The sequence below is a fragment of the Pontibacter sp. GD13 genome, assembly GCF_058216355.1.
The window spans coordinates 124,964-143,088 of the sequence record NZ_JBYZMQ010000002.1 but is presented as its reverse complement, the minus strand read 5'-3'; the positions used below and the strand labels follow the sequence as shown (position 1 = coordinate 143,088).

Annotated in this window: 20 protein-coding genes; 10 read left to right on the top strand and 10 right to left on the bottom strand. The window is 52.1% G+C overall.

All coding sequences use genetic code 11. The annotated features are described in order from the left end of the window. Positions 1 to 25 precede the first annotated feature (25 nt). Together AC4BAN_RS04235 and AC4BAN_RS04230 are read right to left on the bottom strand one after the other, a co-directional pair. Positions 26 to 484, bottom strand: coding sequence for a DUF4199 domain-containing protein (locus AC4BAN_RS04235; protein ID WP_490563127.1), 459 nt, complete (start codon positions 482 to 484; stop codon positions 26 to 28). 26 nt (positions 485 to 510) lie between these two features. Continuing rightward, positions 511 to 981 (bottom strand): DUF4199 domain-containing protein, encoded by a 471-nt coding sequence (locus AC4BAN_RS04230; protein WP_490563126.1) that lies wholly within the window; start codon positions 979 to 981, stop codon positions 511 to 513. Between the two features lie 330 nt (positions 982 to 1,311). On the opposite strand from AC4BAN_RS04230, the gene AC4BAN_RS04225 reads away from it, so the two are divergent. Together AC4BAN_RS04225 and AC4BAN_RS04220 are read left to right on the top strand one after the other, a co-directional pair. After that, positions 1,312 to 2,940, top strand: coding sequence for an ABC-F family ATP-binding cassette domain-containing protein (locus AC4BAN_RS04225; RefSeq protein WP_490563125.1), 1,629 nt, complete (start codon positions 1,312 to 1,314; stop codon positions 2,938 to 2,940). 25 nt (positions 2,941 to 2,965) lie between these two features. Then, positions 2,966 to 3,658: a hypothetical protein gene (locus AC4BAN_RS04220; RefSeq protein ID WP_490563124.1), complete on the top strand. Its 693-nt coding sequence runs from the start codon at positions 2,966 to 2,968 to the stop codon at positions 3,656 to 3,658. Positions 3,659 to 3,741: 83 nt separating this feature from the next. Here AC4BAN_RS04220 and AC4BAN_RS04215 read toward each other — a convergent pair whose 3' ends face one another. Both AC4BAN_RS04215 and AC4BAN_RS04210 read right to left on the bottom strand, forming a co-directional pair. Beyond that, the gene (locus AC4BAN_RS04215; protein WP_490563123.1) at positions 3,742 to 3,891 is read right to left on the bottom strand and encodes a lmo0937 family membrane protein; all 150 of its coding nucleotides are present in this window, start codon (positions 3,889 to 3,891) and stop codon (positions 3,742 to 3,744) included. A gap of 67 nt (positions 3,892 to 3,958) precedes the next feature. Beyond that, on the bottom strand, positions 3,959 to 4,111 hold the full coding sequence (locus tag AC4BAN_RS04210) for a lmo0937 family membrane protein (RefSeq protein ID WP_490563122.1): 153 nt from the start codon (positions 4,109 to 4,111) through the stop codon (positions 3,959 to 3,961). 410 nt (positions 4,112 to 4,521) lie between these two features. Between AC4BAN_RS04210 and AC4BAN_RS04205 the strand changes: the two genes are divergently transcribed. Further along, positions 4,522 to 5,412 (top strand): 3-hydroxybutyryl-CoA dehydrogenase, encoded by an 891-nt coding sequence (locus AC4BAN_RS04205; RefSeq protein WP_490563121.1) that lies wholly within the window; start codon positions 4,522 to 4,524, stop codon positions 5,410 to 5,412. A gap of 403 nt (positions 5,413 to 5,815) precedes the next feature. Here AC4BAN_RS04205 and AC4BAN_RS04200 read toward each other — a convergent pair whose 3' ends face one another. Further along, positions 5,816 to 6,628: a 2,3,4,5-tetrahydropyridine-2,6-dicarboxylate N-succinyltransferase gene (locus tag AC4BAN_RS04200; protein WP_490563120.1), complete on the bottom strand. Its 813-nt coding sequence runs from the start codon at positions 6,626 to 6,628 to the stop codon at positions 5,816 to 5,818. Positions 6,629 to 6,675: 47 nt separating this feature from the next. Here AC4BAN_RS04200 and AC4BAN_RS04195 point away from each other — a divergent pair, with 47 nt between their 5' ends. From AC4BAN_RS04195 to AC4BAN_RS04165, 7 genes are all read left to right on the top strand, one after another. After that, complete coding sequence (locus AC4BAN_RS04195; RefSeq protein WP_490563119.1) at positions 6,676 to 7,791, top strand: glycosyltransferase; 1,116 nt, start codon at positions 6,676 to 6,678, stop codon at positions 7,789 to 7,791. Positions 7,792 to 7,923: 132 nt separating this feature from the next. Beyond that, on the top strand, positions 7,924 to 8,922 hold the full coding sequence (locus AC4BAN_RS04190; RefSeq protein WP_490563118.1) for a 3-oxoacyl-ACP synthase III family protein: 999 nt from the start codon (positions 7,924 to 7,926) through the stop codon (positions 8,920 to 8,922). A 95-nt stretch (positions 8,923 to 9,017) separates the two neighbouring features. Beyond that, entirely contained in the window at positions 9,018 to 9,674 is a 657-nt protein-coding gene (locus AC4BAN_RS04185; RefSeq protein ID WP_490563117.1) for a metal-dependent transcriptional regulator, read from the top strand. Between the two features lie 42 nt (positions 9,675 to 9,716). Next, a complete protein-coding gene (locus AC4BAN_RS04180) occupies positions 9,717 to 11,600 on the top strand; it encodes an Nramp family divalent metal transporter (protein ID WP_490563116.1) in 1,884 nt (627 codons plus the stop codon). Positions 11,601 to 11,672: 72 nt separating this feature from the next. Next, positions 11,673 to 12,266 carry a thioredoxin family protein gene (locus tag AC4BAN_RS04175; RefSeq protein ID WP_490563115.1) on the top strand — a complete coding sequence of 198 codons (594 nt, stop codon included), beginning with the start codon at positions 11,673 to 11,675 and terminating at the stop codon, positions 12,264 to 12,266. A 155-nt stretch (positions 12,267 to 12,421) separates the two neighbouring features. Beyond that, positions 12,422 to 13,804 (top strand): tRNA uridine-5-carboxymethylaminomethyl(34) synthesis GTPase MnmE, encoded by a 1,383-nt coding sequence (mnmE, locus tag AC4BAN_RS04170; RefSeq protein ID WP_490563551.1) that lies wholly within the window; start codon positions 12,422 to 12,424, stop codon positions 13,802 to 13,804. 64 nt (positions 13,805 to 13,868) lie between these two features. Continuing rightward, complete coding sequence (locus AC4BAN_RS04165) at positions 13,869 to 14,480, top strand: PAS domain-containing protein (RefSeq protein WP_490563114.1); 612 nt, start codon at positions 13,869 to 13,871, stop codon at positions 14,478 to 14,480. 4 nt (positions 14,481 to 14,484) lie between these two features. On the opposite strand, the gene AC4BAN_RS04160 is transcribed toward AC4BAN_RS04165, so the two are convergent. From AC4BAN_RS04160 to AC4BAN_RS04140, 5 genes are all read right to left on the bottom strand, one after another. Next, the gene (locus AC4BAN_RS04160; RefSeq protein WP_490563113.1) at positions 14,485 to 15,348 is read right to left on the bottom strand and encodes a hypothetical protein; all 864 of its coding nucleotides are present in this window, start codon (positions 15,346 to 15,348) and stop codon (positions 14,485 to 14,487) included. Beyond that, entirely contained in the window at positions 15,345 to 15,521 is a 177-nt protein-coding gene (locus tag AC4BAN_RS04155; protein WP_490563112.1) for a hypothetical protein, read from the bottom strand. Before AC4BAN_RS04155 ends, AC4BAN_RS04160 begins: the two co-directional genes overlap by 4 nt. Continuing rightward, the gene (locus tag AC4BAN_RS04150) at positions 15,518 to 16,615 is read right to left on the bottom strand and encodes a toxic anion resistance protein (protein WP_490563111.1); all 1,098 of its coding nucleotides are present in this window, start codon (positions 16,613 to 16,615) and stop codon (positions 15,518 to 15,520) included. The genes AC4BAN_RS04155 and AC4BAN_RS04150 overlap by 4 nt, the downstream gene beginning before the upstream one ends. Then, entirely contained in the window at positions 16,612 to 17,052 is a 441-nt protein-coding gene (locus AC4BAN_RS04145) for a hypothetical protein (protein ID WP_490563110.1), read from the bottom strand. Before AC4BAN_RS04145 ends, AC4BAN_RS04150 begins: the two co-directional genes overlap by 4 nt. Positions 17,053 to 17,404: 352 nt before the next feature. Next, positions 17,405 to 18,046, bottom strand: a complete 642-nt coding sequence (locus AC4BAN_RS04140) for a transposase (RefSeq protein WP_490563109.1) — start codon at positions 18,044 to 18,046, stop codon at positions 17,405 to 17,407. Positions 18,047 to 18,125 lie beyond the last annotated feature (79 nt).

The following is an 18,125-nucleotide window of genomic DNA, read 5'->3' as shown; positions in this document are numbered from 1 at the left end:
GATAATGTGCCAGTGCTACAGATTCTCAGGGACTGTTTGGCACCTTATGTTCGCTACGCTTAAACCACTGCATGGCGATAAAGGATATCATCACTCCCGAGATCACCCCTTCCATCATGAGCACGATGAAGATGACCACACCCGGCGTATGAGATATCTGTTCTCCGAAATAGCGCCCCGAAGCCAAAGTGTGTATCAACGACTCGCCGGCAATTTTTACATACAAAACCATTAAGGCGGCAAAAAGCGTGGTGCCTACCACAGCCGTAATGGTGCCCACCCCAAAGCCCTGCAAGTACCCTATATGGCCGTTTACGCTTATCTTGTAGGCTCGAATGGCCATGGTAACACCAATAGCCATGATAATCCCGTTCAAAAAACGAAGCTCTACAATGTGTGCCAGCCCAAGTACACGCATCAGCAAAAAATAGCTGATCAGGCCTGCAGCGGTCAGCATCCCATACTTTAGTCCAATCTTTTCCATAGCTAGTTTATTCTCTTAAAATCATATCAAACGCGTTCCGTCATGGTATGATCCGGCTCCTTAAACCATTGCATGGCAATAAAAGCGATCAATAAACCCGGAACAGTGCCGTACACGATGGTCAGTACAAAAAGGGAAAGTTTGGAGAGGCTAGCCGGAAAAAGGGAACTCGCCTGTAAAGATTCCAGGTAAGCGGTATCCAGTAAATTAACAAAGATCATCAGGAACACCGCCAGTAACGAAGAGGACACTACCCCCACTGTCGCCCCGATAGCGAGCCCCTGAAAGTACTCAATCATGCCCCGCTTGTTGCGTTTGAAACTTGAGATGGCCATTACGATCCCGATCACCAGGAACAAGCCGCTGATAAAGGATAACTCCACCACATCCGTCAGCCCTAAAATCCACATTAACAGAAAATAAGCCATGTGCACCAGGCCCACGATGATTCCATACTTGATCGAAACCTTCTGATAGGTTATGTTAGAAGATGCCATGTTTTGTGTTTTTATACGTTTAATTAATCATTTCAAAATGAACAGTTTAACCTTTAATTTGGTTAAAGTATAACTAAATAAAGGGCATCCTGTGCCAGGTTGTCTCCTTTAGCATTATATTATCAAAACTATATACTAAAGATTGTGGGATGGCGTTGTGCTTTGCGCTATAATTTTTAACGAATTGCTACAGAAAGCCTTGGTTTAAAATGTTTTAGCGCACGCACCTGATGCCCGGCCATGGGCTAGATCAGCACTGGCTATGTCAATCACAAGTTTTATTTTGTAGTTTTGCAGTAAGCATAACCAAACACCCATACACAGTTCTTTATGATTAGTACCAGCAATGTCAGCTTAGCCTATGGAAAGCGCACATTATTTGAAGACGTAACGATAAAATTTGTACCCGGCAATTGCTACGGTTTAATTGGAGCCAATGGTGCCGGTAAATCAACTTTTCTAAAAATACTATCCGGTGAGATAGACCCCAACACCGGCTCTGTGGAGATGCCTGCCACCGCACGCCTGGCGGTATTAAAGCAGAACCACTTTGAGTTTGACGAATACCCTGCCCTGCAAACGGTGATCATGGGCCACAAGCGCCTCTGGGACATTATGCGGGAAAAGGATGAAGTATACGCCCGCCCTGACTTTAACGAGGAAGATGGCCTGCGTGCCGCTGAGCTGGAGGGCGAATTTGCCGACATGGAGGGATGGAACGCCGAGTACGAGGCAGCTGAACTCCTAAGCGGACTGGGCATTACGGAAGACCTGCATTACGCTCAGATGAAAGACCTGAGCGGCAGCGAGAAGGTGCGCGTGCTGTTGGCGCAGGCCCTCTTCGGAAACCCCGATATCCTGCTGCTCGATGAGCCTACCAACCACCTGGACGCCGAGTCGATCATGTGGCTGGAGAACTTCCTGGATAATTTTGCCAACACGGTGATCGTGGTATCGCACGACCGCCACTTTTTGGATGCGGTTTGTACGCACGTGGCCGATATCGACTTCGGAAAGATCCAGATGTTTGCCGGTAACTACGGCTTCTGGTACCAGTCCAGCCAGCTGGCCATGAAACAGCGCTCCGATGCCAACAAAAAGACAGAGGACAAGCGCAAGGAACTGGAAGAGTTCATCCGCCGTTTCAGCGCGAACGCCTCTAAATCGAAGCAGGCCACCTCGCGTGCCAAACTGTTGGAGAAACTCACCGTGGAAGACATCAAGCCCTCCTCGCGTAAATACCCGTACATAGCCTTCAAGCCTGAGCGCGAGGCTGGCAACCAGATTCTGCACGTAGAGAACCTAAGCAAGTATGTGGATGGGCAGCCGATCTTTACCGACATCAGCTTCATGGTTGACAAAGGCGATAAGATCGCGGTGATCGGCAGGAACGACATTGCCGCTTCTTCGTTTTTTAAGATCCTCTTCGACGAGGAGAAGGCTGATAGTGGCTCGTTTAAATGGGGAACCACCATCACATCCTCCTTTTTTCCGAAAGATAACCAGGAGTTTTTTGAGACAAACCTGAACCTGGTGGACTGGCTGCGCCAATACTCTGTAGAGAAAGACGAGAGTTTTATTCGCGGTTTTCTGGGGCGCATGCTCTTCTCGGGAGAGGAATCATTGAAGAAAGCCAATGTGCTGTCTGGTGGAGAAAAAGTGCGATGCATGTTCTCGAGAATGATGCTTCAATCGGGCAATGCCCTGGTGTTTGACGAACCAACCAACCACCTGGACCTGGAATCGATCACTGCCCTGAACAACTCCCTGCAGGAGTTTGAGGGCACGATCCTGTTCTCCTCCCATGACTTACAGTTTGTGGATACCATCGCCAATCGCATCATCGAGTTAACGCCCAACGGCATTATTGATAAGCGCATGACGTATGAGGAGTACCTTTCGGATGAAACCATCAAAGAGCTTCGTAAGAAAATGTATGCCACTGCGTTAGTTAAATAACTCTTTAACCAACTTACGTTACAGTATGGCTTCAGCCCGCCGTTTTGTTGCTTTGCTTAGCTTTATGTCGTTGCTTTTTGTCTGTAAGCCTGCTTTTGCGCAGATCCCGGATACAACGCAGCATAAACCCTCGCTTCCCACCGGTCCTCCTGCCCCACCTGTGGAACAGAGGGCGCCGCAGCCCCAGCGCATACCAGAAAAGCCTGTGGTGCAGCCGCAAGTAGAGCAGGCACAGGATGAGGAGCGGCAAACTTTCGCCGACAGGCTATACTTTGGGGGCAGTTTTGGGTTGCAGTTCGGAACCTATACCAATATTTCGCTGCTGCCCATTTTGGGCTATCGTGTAACCGATAAGTTCTATGTGGGCACCGGCATCGTGTACCACTTTATCCGGAGCGGAGGCTACTCTTTGCAAAACTACGGGGGCCGGGCCTTTGCCCAACATGAGGTGCTGCCCGGGCTTATCAACAGCGGGGCCTTGCTGGTGCACGCCGAATATGAAGTGCTCAGCGTGGAGTATGCCCTGCAGTATAGCAACGGACAAGTGGAGAATTTCCGCAGAACGGCTGCCATGCCCATGGCCGGGCTTGGCTACAGGCAACGGATAAGCGATAAGGCCTCTTTTGATTTCCTAGTGCTGTATAATTTCAACGACCTTGACTCGCCCTATTCCAACCCTGTGATCCGGGCTGGTTTCAACATCCCGCTCCGTAGATAAGTAGGGTAACTATCAGCTACTAAAAAAAGAAGAAGGCTGCCTTTATCGGGCAGCCTTCTTTTATGCTATTTGGTAAAAACGCGTTAGCCGCGTATCAGTCTGAGTAGTACGATGATAATTGCAATTACTAACAGAATGTGGATCAGGCCACCTACAGCATCCGGGAATCCTAAGAAACCGATCAGCCAAAAGATTACCAGTACCACTGCTATTACATACAATAAATTTCCCATAGTTTTTGTTGTTTAGTGTGTTTCAGTTTTAACAAGTATACATTATAACGAAAATATTCCTAACAGGTTAGGCACTTCGTATCAGGCGGAGTACAACGGCAATCACAGCCAGTACCAGCAGTATGTGAATAATTCCTCCAACGGCATCCGGAAAGCCCAGAAAGCCGATCAGCCAAAAAATAACCAACACAACTGCAATAACATACAATAAATTTCCCATAGTTTAGATGCTTCGTTTAAGTGTAAAAAAGCATTCTGCTGTTAAAATAACATCTTCATACATTTGATGTTACAACAGTCAGTATTTGCATTTTTTCTATTTCTTGCTTTTACGGCGACTTATTCTAAAGGATTTATATAATAGCATCTATTTATATAATTTTTCTTCATTTGCTTTCTTTGTAGCCAAACTTAAGTAAGCGGCAACAGCCTTAAGCGCTCATTAACCTAAACTTCCCCCCCAGTCTTACCCATCCAGAACCTGAGAAATAAGCCACTCTTTTCTCGATTATGGCTAGGAAGTATAGCATCGGCAGAATTAGAAGTCTTTCAATACATGCCAAAATTCGTGACAGCTTATCCAGAATTATAGTATTTTTGTATACACCAATTTTTACTTTAACTCGACCTATGAAAAAAGTAGCGGTAATCGGCTCTGGAACAATGGGCAACGGCATAGCGCACGTTTTCGCACAAAATGGATTTGCGGTATCACTGATAGACATCTCAGAGGAGGCTCTTCAGAAGGCACTCGCCACCATTTCAAAAAACCTTGACCGGATTGTGGCCAAAGGCAACCTGACGGTAGAACAGAAAGACAAAACCCTGCACAACATCTCTACTTTTACCAGTATGCAGGAAGGCGTGCAGGAAGCCGACCTGGTAGTGGAGGCCGCCACCGAGAATGTTGACCTCAAGCTGAAGATCTTCCGCGACCTGAGTAATTTCGCCAAACCTGAGGCCATACTTGCCTCCAACACTTCTTCTATCTCCATCACTAAAATTGCCGCCGTAACCAACCGCCCCGACAAAGTGATCGGGATGCACTTTATGAACCCGGTACCCGTGATGAAGCTGGTAGAGATTATCCGTGGCTACTCCACCTCCGATGAGGTAACACGGCAGGTGATGGACATGTCGCTGCAGCTGGGCAAGGTGCCTACCGAGTGCAACGATTACCCGGGCTTTGTCGCCAACCGTATCCTGATGCCCATGATCAACGAGGCGATCTACAGTTTGTATGAAGGCGTGGCCGGCGTAGAAGAGATCGACACCATCATGAAGCTGGGCATGGCGCACCCGATGGGACCGCTGCAGCTAGCCGACTTTATTGGCCTGGATGTCTGCCTTTCCATCCTGAATGTGTTGTACGAAGGTTTCGGCAACCCAAAGTATGCCCCATGTCCGCTGCTGGTAAACATGGTGCAGGCAGGGCACAAAGGCATTAAGTCAGGCAACGGTTTTTACTCCTGGACCCACGGCACCAAAGAGCTGATCGTGGCCGACAGGTTTAAGAAGTAGCAAGTAAACCTTAGCTAACAGATACCAGAACGCCTCTGCCAGTTATATGGCAGAGGCGTTTTAGTGTAGGGTATTTATGCTGGTCAACCTTTTTTGTAAAGCACCCTTCTACTAGTCTCCTATCAAAGAGAGTAGGAACCAGGAAAACTCCCTCGCCCCTTGGGGAGAGGGCTGGGGAGAGGGGGATTTTTTCCAAAGTGGACACCACAAAACCCTCCTCCTCCCTGAGGGAGGAGGAACTAAAAAAACTACCAATCTTTTGAAAGTATCCCCCTCCTAAAAGGCATATACTTCCAAGATTCAGATCACGAATCGATTATCCGGCATTCTAACCTATGCAAATAAAACAGTCCTGTTAAACTTTTGCCACTGGTTTTTATGGCTTTCTTAAAGATGCTTTTGTTTAAACCGCTACCGCGTTATCGCGGAGTGCATCGTTCAACGAGGTTTTCAGGTCGGTGCTTTCCTTGCGTTGCCCGATGATCAGGGCGCAGGGCACCTGGAACTCGCCGGCCGGGAATTTCCTGGTATAGGAACCCGGTATTACCACAGAGCGCGGCGGCACATAGCCCTTGTATACTTTCTCCTCGCTGCTGGTCACATCGAAGATCTTGGAGCTGCCCGTAATGGTAACGCCCGCACCGATTACGGCCTCCTTGCCTATGCGGCATCCTTCTACCAGTATGCTTCTGGACCCGATAAAGGCACCGTCCTCAATTATAACCGGCGCCGCCTGTACCGGCTCCAGTACACCGCCGAGGCCCACACCACCGCTCAGGTGCACGTTTTTGCCCACTTGCGCGCAGCTTCCTACCGTTGCCCAGGTATCTACCATGGTACCGGAGTCTACATAGGCGCCTATGTTCACGTACGAGGGCATCAGGATTACGCTTTTAGCCAGGAAAGCGCCGTAACGGGCCACGGCATGCGGCACTACCCGCACACCCAGCTGCGCATAGTTACGCTTCAGCGCTATCTTGTCATGAAACTCAAAAGGGCCCACCTCAATGGTTTGCATCGCCTGGATGGGGAAATACATCAGCACCGCCTTCTTCACCCACTCATTTACCTGCCACTCCTCTCCTTTCGGCTCTGCTACACGCAGTATCCCCCTGTCAAGCTCATCGATCACACTGCGAATGGCCTCCATGGTGTGGCGCTCCTGCAGGAGCTCACGGTTATCCCAGGCCTGCTCTATTATTTCTCTTATTGCCATGTCTGTAGTTAAGTAAGATTAATGCGCAAAAGTATTAAATTTAGCGGATGTCTGAAAAGAGAATTCTAATTGCCTCCCTCCTGAAGCCCGTGAACGACACGCGCCTATATGAGAAGTTGGCTGTTTCGCTTAGCAAATTACCAGGCACACAAATTACTGTTTGCGGCTTTGAGGCACCGCTCCCCCCTGCGGCCCCGCAAAACATTCGGTTTGTACCGCTCTTTTTTTTTCGGCGCCTGAGTGTTTCCCGCATTGCAGCCCAGTTTAGATTTTACAGGTTATTGCTGGAATTACGGCCCCAAGTCGTGCTTGCCTGCACGCACGAGCTGCTGCTGCCCTGCTACCTGTACAGCAGGCGCCAGCCCGTAAGGCTGCTGTATGATGTGCAGGAGAATTACGCCCTGAACCTGCGCCAGCAAGCCAACTATCCTCCTGTGCTCAGGCAGCTGCTTGCCTGGGGCGTGCGGGGCATCGAAAAGCTGGTGGCACCGCGCATCAACCATTTCCTGCTGGCAGAACGAAGCTACGCCGGCGAGCTGCCTTTTCTCCAGGGCAGGTACAGCATCCTGGAAAACAAATACCAGCCCGCAGCCGCCTACACTCCCCCGCCAACGCCTGTGCATTTAAAGCAGACGCCGCTGCGCCTTCTGTATTCCGGTACCATTGCCGCAGAATATGGCATAATGGAGGCTATTACCCTGGCGGAGCGGCTGCATGCCCACGATGCCTCCTCTACCCTCTGTATCATCGGCTACTGCGCCAAGCAGGACACCCTCAAACTGCTGCGACAGCGGATAAAAGGCAAATCTTTTATCCACCTGGTCGGGGGCGACCGGCTGGTGCCGCACCAGCAGATCATCGAGGCGATCCGGAGCAGCAATGTGGGCCTGTTGCCTTACCAACCAAACGCCAGCACAGCTCGTTGCATGCCCACCAAGCTTTATGAGTACATGGCGCACGGGCTGCCCGTGCTGATCCCCAAAAACGCGCTTTGGCAGCGTAAAGTAAAACAACACCAGGCCGGTATCTCCATCAACTTCACGGACACCGACGTACCTGTACTGTTCCAGGCGCTGCGGCAACAGCACTTTTATACTTCGGGTATCCCGACAGACATTTTCTGGGCATCAGAAGAGAAAAAGTTATGGCAACTGATTGTGTAGATTCGGCTATCACGGGTGGGGGCAGAGTTTTACCTGCCTAAAGAACAGGAGCACAGGAAGCGACAATTTATTTTTAGACGAATCTAAATCCATTAAAAATTAGTATACTTGTAACAGTTTAAGAAACCAGACATGCGTAATTCAAAAATAGCCGGCGTTGGCCATTATGTGCCTGCCAACACTGTCACGAACAAAGACCTTGAGAAGATAATGGATACCACGGATGAGTGGATCCGGGAGCGTACCGGTATTGTGGAGCGCCATTATTTTGAAGAAGGCGTGGATACCACGGCAAACATGGGAGCCGAGGCTGCCCGCAGGGCGCTGAAAATGGCCGGGCTGGAAGCATCGGCGCTGGACCTGATCGTGTTTGCCACGCTCAGTCCGGATTATGTTTTCCCGGGATCAGGCGTGTTGCTGCAGCGCGAGCTGGGCATTAAGGAAATCCCCGCCCTGGACGTGCGCAACCAGTGCTCGGGCTTTATCTATGCCCTTTCCGTGGCCGACCAGTTCATTAAAACCGGCATGTACAACAATGTGCTGGTGGTAGGCTCCGAGATACATTCCAGCGGACTGGACTTCAGCACGCGGGGCCGTGGGGTATCGGTTATCTTTGGCGATGGCGCCGGCGCTGCAGTGCTCACCCCTTCCGAGAGCAACGACAAAGGCATCCTGTCCACGCACCTGCACGCCGACGGCGAGTTTGCCGAGGAACTGGCCGTGCTTGCCCCGGACAGCAACAAAAAGGAGCGCCTGACCCACGAGATGATCGACGATGGCCGCATTTACCCTTACATGAACGGCAACATGGTGTTTAAGCACGCCGTTACCCGTTTTCCGGAGGTGATCATGGAGGCCCTGAACAAGAACGGCTACAAGCCCGAAGACCTGGACATGCTGGTGCCCCACCAGGCTAACCTGCGCATTACCTCCTATATCCAGCAAAAAATGGGACTACCCGCTGAGAAAGTGATGAGCAACATCCACAAGTATGGCAACACCACCGCCGCTTCAGTACCCATCGCGTTGAGCGAGGCCGTAGCGGAAGGGCGCATTAAGGAAGGCGACCTGGTTTGCCTGGCGGCCTTTGGCAGTGGCTTCACCTGGGCCTCCGCTTTGATAAGATGGTAGAAAATGTTGACTGTGTGCATGCGTGATCGGCAGGAGAAGTCTTACTAATTCACGCATGCACACTGTCACTTGTCCAAATATTCAAAATTAACAACGTGTACAGTTTCGCTGAGGAGAATTACATCAAAGCCATTTACAAGCTTTCGGCCAATGGCGGGCAGGAGGTGAACACCAATGCCATAGCTGAGGCGCTCACTACCAAGGCCGCTTCGGTGACGGACATGCTCCGGAAACTAAGCTCGAAGGGCATTGTGAATTACGTAAAGTATAAAGGCGTTTCCCTGACTGAGCAGGGCGAGCGCGTGGCCCTGAAAGTGATCCGCAAACACCGGCTCTGGGAGGTTTTTCTGGTGGAGAAACTAAAATTCAACTGGGATGAGGTGCATGATGTGGCCGAGGAACTGGAGCATATCTCATCGAGCCTGCTTACCCGGCGCCTGGACGAGTTTTTAGGTTATCCGCAGTTCGACCCGCACGGCGACCCCATTCCCACAGAAAACGGGGAGATGAAATTAAAGCCCCAACGGCTGCTGGCCGAGATGGAGATCAATGAGGCAGGGCAAGTAGTGGGCGTAAACGACTCGCAGCCGCTCTTTCTGCAGTACCTGGATAAAATGGGCATCTCACTCGGCACCCGCATCCGCATCATCGACAAAATACCCTACGATAACTCGATCGAGATAACGCTGGAGGACAGCAAAAGCATGCTCATCTCCAGCGAAGTGTCTAAAAACATCTTTTTATCCGCCTGATAGAAAACACGCTTCAGCTACCCTACCTAAATACATTCTATTATGTCTCTGCAGGAAACCCATTCAGGAAAATCATTGGAAGAGGTACACTCCTCGATTGATACCACCACCCCCACCAGCCTGTGGAGGCGGCTTTTTGCCTTTATGGGGCCGGCTTACCTGGTAAGCGTAGGCTACATGGACCCCGGCAACTGGGCCACCGACATTGCGGGCGGAAGTCAGTTCGGCTACAAGCTGGTGTGGGTGCTGCTGATGTCTAACCTGATGGCCATTCTGCTGCAGAGCCTCAGTGCCCGCCTGGGCGTGGTGCGGGGCAAAGACCTGGCGCAGGCCTCCCGTGAAACCTATCCCTCCTTTATCAACATTCCGCTTTACATCCTGGCAGAGATAGCCATTGCCGCCTGCGACCTGGCCGAAGTGCTGGGCATGGCCATCGGTTTACAGCTACTATTCGGCATTCCGCTGGTTTGGGGGGTTAGCCTGACGGTGCTCGACACCTTCCTGCTGCTTTTCCTGATCAATAAGGGCATGCGGAAAATGGAGGCTTTCGTGCTGGCCCTGGTCACAATCATTGGCGGCGCCTTTATTATGGAGATGTTCTTTGCCAAACCGGATGCCGGCGAACTGCTCAGCGGCATTGTGCCTTCTATCCCCAACAGCGATGCGCTCTACATTGCCATTGGCATAATTGGGGCCACGGTCATGCCGCACAACCTCTACCTGCACTCCTCGCTGGTGCAGTCGCGCAAGATAGACCGAAGCCCAAAGGGTGTCTGGCGCGCCATCAAGTATAACTTCGTGGATTCTGCCATTGCCCTGAACCTGGCCCTGTTTGTGAACGCGGCCATACTTATACTTGCCGCCGCCGCCTTTTACAGGAACGGTATTTTTAACGTGACCGAGATTCAGGATGCGCACAAGTTCCTGGCGCCTCTGCTGGGCACCAAGTGGGCCCCGGTGCTTTTCGCGGTGGCCCTGATCGCGGCCGGGCAGAGTTCCACCCTCACGGGCACGCTGGCGGGCCAAATTGTGATGGAAGGTTACCTGAACCTGCGCATCCAGCCCTGGCTACGGCGCATGATCACGCGCTTGCTGGCCGTGGGGCCGGCCCTGTTCGTGATCCTGTATTACGGCGAGGACCAGACCGGGGAGTTGCTCGTGCTCAGCCAGGTGATCCTGAGTTTACAGCTAGGCTTCGCCGTGATTCCGCTCATTCACTTTGTGAGCAACAAAAAAAGCATGGGCGAGTTTGCCATCGGCTTCTGGTTAAAGACCGGTGCCTGGCTGATCGCCTCCATTATTGTGCTGCTGAACGCCAAGCTGGTGATAGACGAGATCATTGTCTGGCTGACCGAAGCGGAAAACCCCTTGTTGATCTGGGTACTGGTGGTGCCGGTCGCCCTGGCCTGTGCCTTGCTGCTGCTTTACATTACGGTGCAGCCACTGGTAAGCGGTGCCGTGGCGCACTACAAACCCGCCAAACACCAGCAACCTGTCAGTTACCAGCCGCAGGTTACGCCCGCTTACCAGCGCATTGCCATCACTCTCGATTTTACTGCCGTGGATAAACTGGTGCTCGATAATGCCATTGCCATTGGCTCCACTGCCGCGGAGTACCTGCTCATACACGTAGTGGAAACGGCGGGGGCCCTGGTTTTCGGTCAGGATATCAAAGACTTGGAAACCACCTCGGATTGGGACAACCTGCAGCGCTATGCCAGCGACCTGCGTGCCCGTGGCTACAACGTGCGCGTGCAGCTCGGCTTCGGAAACCCCAAGCAGCGTATCCCTAAAATTGTTAAGCTGTTTGAAGCCGACCTGCTGGTAATGGGCTCGCACGGCCACAAGATCATGAAAGACCTGATTCTGGGTGCCACCATAGATGCCGTGCGCCACTCCGTTAAAATACCGATGCTTATTGTGTAGGCCACATACTGGCTGAACTATACTTGCTCCACGAGGTGTTTTGCCAGGTATAAGCTTTACTAAATGGAAAAGATGCGCATACTATATATTGCTTTGCTGGCCCTGCCTCTGCTGGCGGGCTGCCAAACCACTGCACCTACTGCAGCCGCCCCAGAAGCAGCTGCCCCTGCTATACAGCAAGCAACTGCCCTTGTCTCCGGAAATGCCACAGCGGCTGCACCGGTTGAGAAGATAAAGTGGCTGACCATCGAGCAGGCTGCCGCACGCATGAAAACCGAACCCCGTAAGGTGGTGATCGATGTGTATACGGACTGGTGCGGCTGGTGCAAAAAAATGGACAAAGACACCTTCACTGACCCCAAGGTAGCCGCCCTGATCAACGCGCACTACTACCCGGTTAAGCTGGATGCCGAAGGCAGAGAGGCCATTACCCTGAACGGCAAGACCTACAACTTTAAGTCGGAGTACAAAGCCCACGAACTGGCCGTGGCCCTGCTGCAGGGCCAGCTCAGTTTCCCGACCACCGTTTACCTGGACGAGCAGTTTAACATGCTGGCCCCGGTCCCCGGCTACCTCGATGCTAAAAACTTCTCCCGCATCCTGCGTTACTTCGGCGAGAACCACCACAAAACCATGAATTACCAGGAATACGAGAAAAGCCTTTAAATCTGGACAAATTAGCTCGCTCTTGTTTAAAAAGTGGCCAAAGTAAAGCCAAATAGCTCCCTCACCTTTTAAGGAGAGGGCTGGGATGAGGTTAAAACAAGGGCGGTGAAACCAGCAATAAAATCGTAAATTTGCATTGCGCAAAAGTATATTCCATTGTGATCAACCTGAACTTAAACAACGATACCATCGTGGCGGTGGCCACTGCCCCGGGGGTGGGTGCCATAGCGGTTATCCGCCTTTCCGGCCCCGAGGCCATTACCATCACCAACGGTGTATTTAAAGGCAAAGACCTCACCAGGCAGGCCAGCCATACCATCCACTTCGGCACCATTCGTGATGCGGATAAAATACTCGATGAAGTACTGGTATCGCTTTTTGTGGGGCCTCACTCCTATACCAAAGAAAATGTGGTGGAGATCTCCTGCCACGGTTCCGACTTTATTGTGCAGCAGATCATGCAGCTCTTGCTGCGGCAGGGGGCCCGCCTGGCCAATGCCGGGGAGTTTACCAAACGCGCCTTCCTGAACGGGCAGTTTGATCTGGCCCAGGCCGAGGCTGTGGCCGACCTGATCGCCTCTGACTCCGCTCTCTCGCATGAGGTGGCGATGAAGCAGATGCGCGGGGGCTTTTCGCAGGAGATCAAGCGCCTGCGGGCCGAACTGGTGCATTTCGCCTCCATGATCGAGCTGGAACTGGACTTTGGCGAAGAGGATGTGGAATTTGCGGACCGCGATCAGCTGCGTGCGCTTATAGGCAACATCCAGCAGATTATCCGGGAGTTGCTGAAATCCTTTGAGCTGGGCAACGTGATCAAGAACGGGGTGCCTACCGTGATCGTGGGGAACCCGAATGCCGGCAAGTCCACGCTCCTGAACAAGCTGCTCAACGAAGAAAAGGCCATTGTGTCGGATGTGCCCGGCACCACCCGCGACTTTATAGAGGACGAGATCAACATCGCCGGCATTACGTTCCGCTTTATCGACACAGCCGGACTGCGCGAAACTACTGATAAGGTAGAGGCCATGGGTGTGGAGCGCACCATGCAGAAGCTAAGCCAATCGGCCCTGATCATTTACCTGTTCGATATAACCGAGGTGAGTGCCTGGGAAGTGCAGGCGGAGCTGGACAGGCTGAATCCCAAAAAGCTACCTTTTATAGCCGTTGCCAATAAAATAGACCAGGCATCGCCGGAGAAACTGGCAGCCTTCGCCAGCATAGACAACCTGGTGCAAATTGCCGCCTCCGAGGGTGCCTACCTGGAGGAGCTGAAGCAGGCCCTGGTGCAGAAAGTAAACCTGGACAGGCTGAACACACAGGGCCAGACCATCGTGACCAACCTGCGCCACCTGGATAGCCTGAACAAAACCTACGCGGCCCTCGACGATGTGCTCAACGGCCTTGCCCTGGGTGTCAGCGGCGATCTGGTGGCTGCCGATATCCGCAGGGCACTGTATAGTTTAGGCGAGATTACGGGTGAGATTACCACAGACGACCTGCTGGATAATATCTTCACGAAGTTCTGCATCGGCAAATAGATTGCCCCAAAATTTTCACTAATAGCTAAATACAACTAAGCCTGCTTTCGCTTATATTAGCTGCATGGCAAATTTTGAGGAAACCAAAAACCTGCTGGAAGACTCCACCTTCTACTACATCATCACCACCAACATGCAAGGCCGGTATACCTATGTGAACAACTGCTACCGCAAGGCCTTTGAACATATCCATGGACCAGTGGTAGGAAAATCTTATGAGATCACCATGCACCCCGACGATACCAAGGTGTGTGAGGAGGTTAGTGTACAATGCTTTGCAAACCCGGACAGCACGTTCCCGGCCACAATCCGCAAGCATGACGGCAAAGGCGGGTTCGTGATAACACAGTGGGAGTATAAAGCGCTGTTCGATGCCGATAACCAACCGGCGGGTATGTTCTGCCTGGGCTACGACATTACGGCCTACATGGATGACCACGAGCAGCTGAAGAATGCGCGCTCCCTTATCGACCAAAAAGAGACGGTGCTACGCGAAATGTCCTTCCACCAGTCGCATATCATCCGAAGGCCCCTGGCCAATATTTTAGGACTGGCCAAGGTGTTGGAACGGATGGAGCTGGACCAGAACTTAAGGAACATCTGCAACATGCTGGTAGACAGCAGTCTGCAACTTGACCAGGCCATTAAAGAGGCCGCGGCTATTAGCCACAAATAACAGCCTACCTGCCCTGCCTGAATGTGCTGACCGGGTATAAACGGTCCTCTTCCAGCTGAAGCGCATAGGGTGCGCCGTTCCAGTGGATAACGGGTAGCATGACTTCGGTGTAGGTAGCCCCGTTTGCAGCCGGAACGCATACAGTGGCGTTGCCTACGTAGGTAACCCCTTCTATGCCAAGCCTCCCCGACACAAAAGCCACAAAGCTTGCTTTCTCTTCTGCAGTAGAAGTATAGCCGATCTCATTTGGGGTAAGCCCTGCCGTATCCTCCTCCTGCAGGTACTCAATTTTAGAATAGGTATCGATGGAGATATCGGGGGCGGTGAGTGCAGGCACGTCGGTTTTGGCCGTTGTGCTTTCCACGAAAATGCGCTGGCTGCTTTCGCGGTTCTGTGTGGTAACGGCCTTCACCTCTTTGCTCTCCCTCCTGAAAGGCCCTAACACAAATGTGCGGCCCACTACCTCTGGTCGCGTGGCCGGTTTGGGTGTGGCCGGACTGCTGATTTGCGCTTGTGCGCCGGCAACTGCAGGCCGTGGGGTGGGGTGCTGCCGGGCGTCCAGAATGGCGGTATAAGTGCTCAGGAAATGATCGGTGTGCTGCAGGTGAAACAGTTCCAGTTCGTGCGCCCTGTCGCGGCTAACCAGGTAGGCATGCAGGCGCCTGGTTTTCTCAACCACCGCATAGATCTTCTGGGCATGCGGCGTGTCGCTGAAGCGGTTATAGAGTTCCTGCAGGGACATTAACCTGCGGTTGCTGTCCTGGATATAGGGCAGCCCCTTCACATCTATACTTTCAGGCGTGCCTACCACCGTTCTGTTGCCTGTTACACCACGAAGTCCGAAGAGGTTGCGGAGAAGCCGGATCATTTCGAAAGTATCTTTTTAAGGTGCGCCGTTTCTATTTCCACCTGAATTTTCTCGGAGGTTTTCAATTCCTGGTATGTGCTGTTCAGCTTCTGCAGGTACAAATCCAGCAGGTGTTCCTGCTCCGGGGTCAGGAGTGTGGCGGATTTGCGGGGCCGTTCTTTGTCTGGGGTCATGCGCCTGTCTCTATCTGTTTCGATTTGCCGAAAGTGCTCAGTATCTTATTGTGCAACTCCTCCTGCACTTCTGCCAGTTCTTTTACCGCCTCTTCGCGCTTGCGGCTCCCCTCTTCCGAAATCTTTAAAACGGCATCCAGCGTTTCCACCATGTCGCGGTTCACTTTTTTCAGCGTTTCCACATCCACAATGCCGCGCTCGTTCTCTTTGGCCGCATTTACCACATTCGTTTTCAAGAGCTGCGAGTTTTTGAGCAGCATCTCGTTGGTGGTATCGGTTACTTTTTTCTGAATCTCCAGGGCCTTGCGTTGCTTTTCCAGCCCCAGGGCGATGGCCACCTGCTGGCGCCACACCGGAATCACCGTTACGATGGAGTCCTGTATCTTTTGGGCCAGCACCTCGTTGGTGTTCTGGATCATCCGGATCTGGGGCATGGCCTGCGTCGCGATGGTATGGGAAAGCGTCAGGTCGTGCACTTTTTTCTCAAGCCGCTCCTTAAAGGCCACCATGTCGCTGAGGCGCTGCACCACCAGCTCGTCCTGGTTGCTGGCTTCTGCTTCCTGCTGGAGTTTTGGAATAGTATCCTGCTCCAGCTCCTCCACCTTCATTTTACCGGCTGCAATAACAGCCCTTACCTCGTGTATGTACTCCACGGCCTGCTTAAACATCACATCCAGGCTGGTGGAGTCCTTTAATATGCTCTGGCGGGTTTTCTCCAGTTTCACCACCACATCGTCCACATTTTCGGCCACCGAGTTGTACTGCATGGCAATGCGCTGCGAGCGGTCCTGAATCTTTTTGGCAAAGGGCAGGCGCGAGAGCAGGCTCCGCTTCTCCGACTCGTCAATCCGGATCATGTTGATCTTGGTGAGCAGCTCGTTGATGGCGGCACCGGCATCGCCGGAATCTTTGGCGCGAACCTTCGTGAGCAGCTCGTTGGAATAGTAGCCCAGCTTACGCTGCGTTTCAACGCCAAAATTAGTCAGGGTTTCGGGTTTGCCGGGGTCAATGGTCTTCGACATTTCCCGGGCCTTCTGCTGTACCAGTTCTTTGTCCTCTGCAATGGTCATGTTGGTGTTTTCCATGGTGCTCATGTTCCGAAATGTTTGTTATCAAGGTTATCTAAAATCCGAAGCTGCCCGCTGGCCAGTGTCTTCTGTTCGCCGTTCTCGTACCATTCAATCTCGCTTTGCGGCAGGTAATCGCCCAGCAACTCACGCACTTCGCGCAGCAGGGCCTCCCCTTTTTTGGTTCTGAACTCCGGATTTTTGTAAAAGGCACTGACAAAGGCCACCTTCACCTGCCCGGCTTTGGTAAGGGCAAGCTCCTGCACCTCCACCGTGAGCTCCGACGATTGGTTATGGTCTGTGATGACGGTGCGGTACACGCCTTTGTTGCTTTGCTGCAGCGTGGCTGCGCAGGTTTCCCGGGCAACCCGGATGGCCTTGCGCAGGCGGAGATTAGGTTTCAGGTAGTGGCCGTACATGTAGCCCAGCGCTACCCCTATCACTAAGGTCCAGAAAATTAACATAGTCAGATTGTACTATTTAAGCGAAAAGATATACTTTAGTTTCTATACGCGGAATGGTAAAATGAAGTCGAGGAATATGACGGTAAAAGCAAAACAGCCGCCTGAACGCAGGTAAAACGGCTGGTGCGGGGAGGTTGTGGGGATAATTGGGGGAACGATAGGAACAGGTGGGGAAACAATTGGCTCATACACGATTCAGACAGATGGGGGAACGATTGCCCGGTGCACGATTCAGATGGGTGGGGGAACGATTGCCCGGTGCACGATTCGCAGGATGATTTCCCGATGCACGATTCGGACAGGTTTGGGAATGACTGTTCGGTGCACGATTCGGACAGGTCGCGACCTGTCCCTACGAGGGGGGTGTGGTTTGGTAAAAGGTGTCTTGTTGCCACAGCGACGGATTGTTTCGGATGTATTGCTCAATTTTGATATATGCCCTTTCGTGGCGGATGATGTGGTCGTGAAAGGAACGTTGCCATACAAAATTATCCATCCCAGCCTGGCGAATCATTTTAGAGGTCGTGGTTTTATATACCCCCATCAATTCAGAAATAGATTTTATCTTCGTAGGGACAGGTCGCGACCTGTCCGAATCGTTCCCCATCACCCCCGAATCGTTCCCCATCACCCCAAAATCGTTCCCAATCACCCGCGAAACTGTCCCCTTCATCCCCGACACGTTCCCCAACATAGAAACATTCCCCCACCTGTCCGCAACATTCCACATCATCCCCTGATCAATCTCGATAATTCCATGCACGTGGTTTGGCATCACCACAAAAGCATGCAGCACCAGGTATGGATATTTTTCCTCCAGCCAATGCCACTGCCTTTCGGCAATTTGTCCATACACATTCAGCACCATTTCACCATCAGCAACATGCCCGAAAGCGCAAACCTTATCCTGCACACAGGATGTAACAAAGTACAGCCCTTCCCGACTGTAATCATACCCCATCATTCTGTTCCGTTTCCGATCTGGTAAAGCCATAAAGCAGGTATACGCATTCCTCGTACGGACAGGTCGCGACCTGTCCGCAGAACAGCCTATCGCTGAAACCTATACTTGA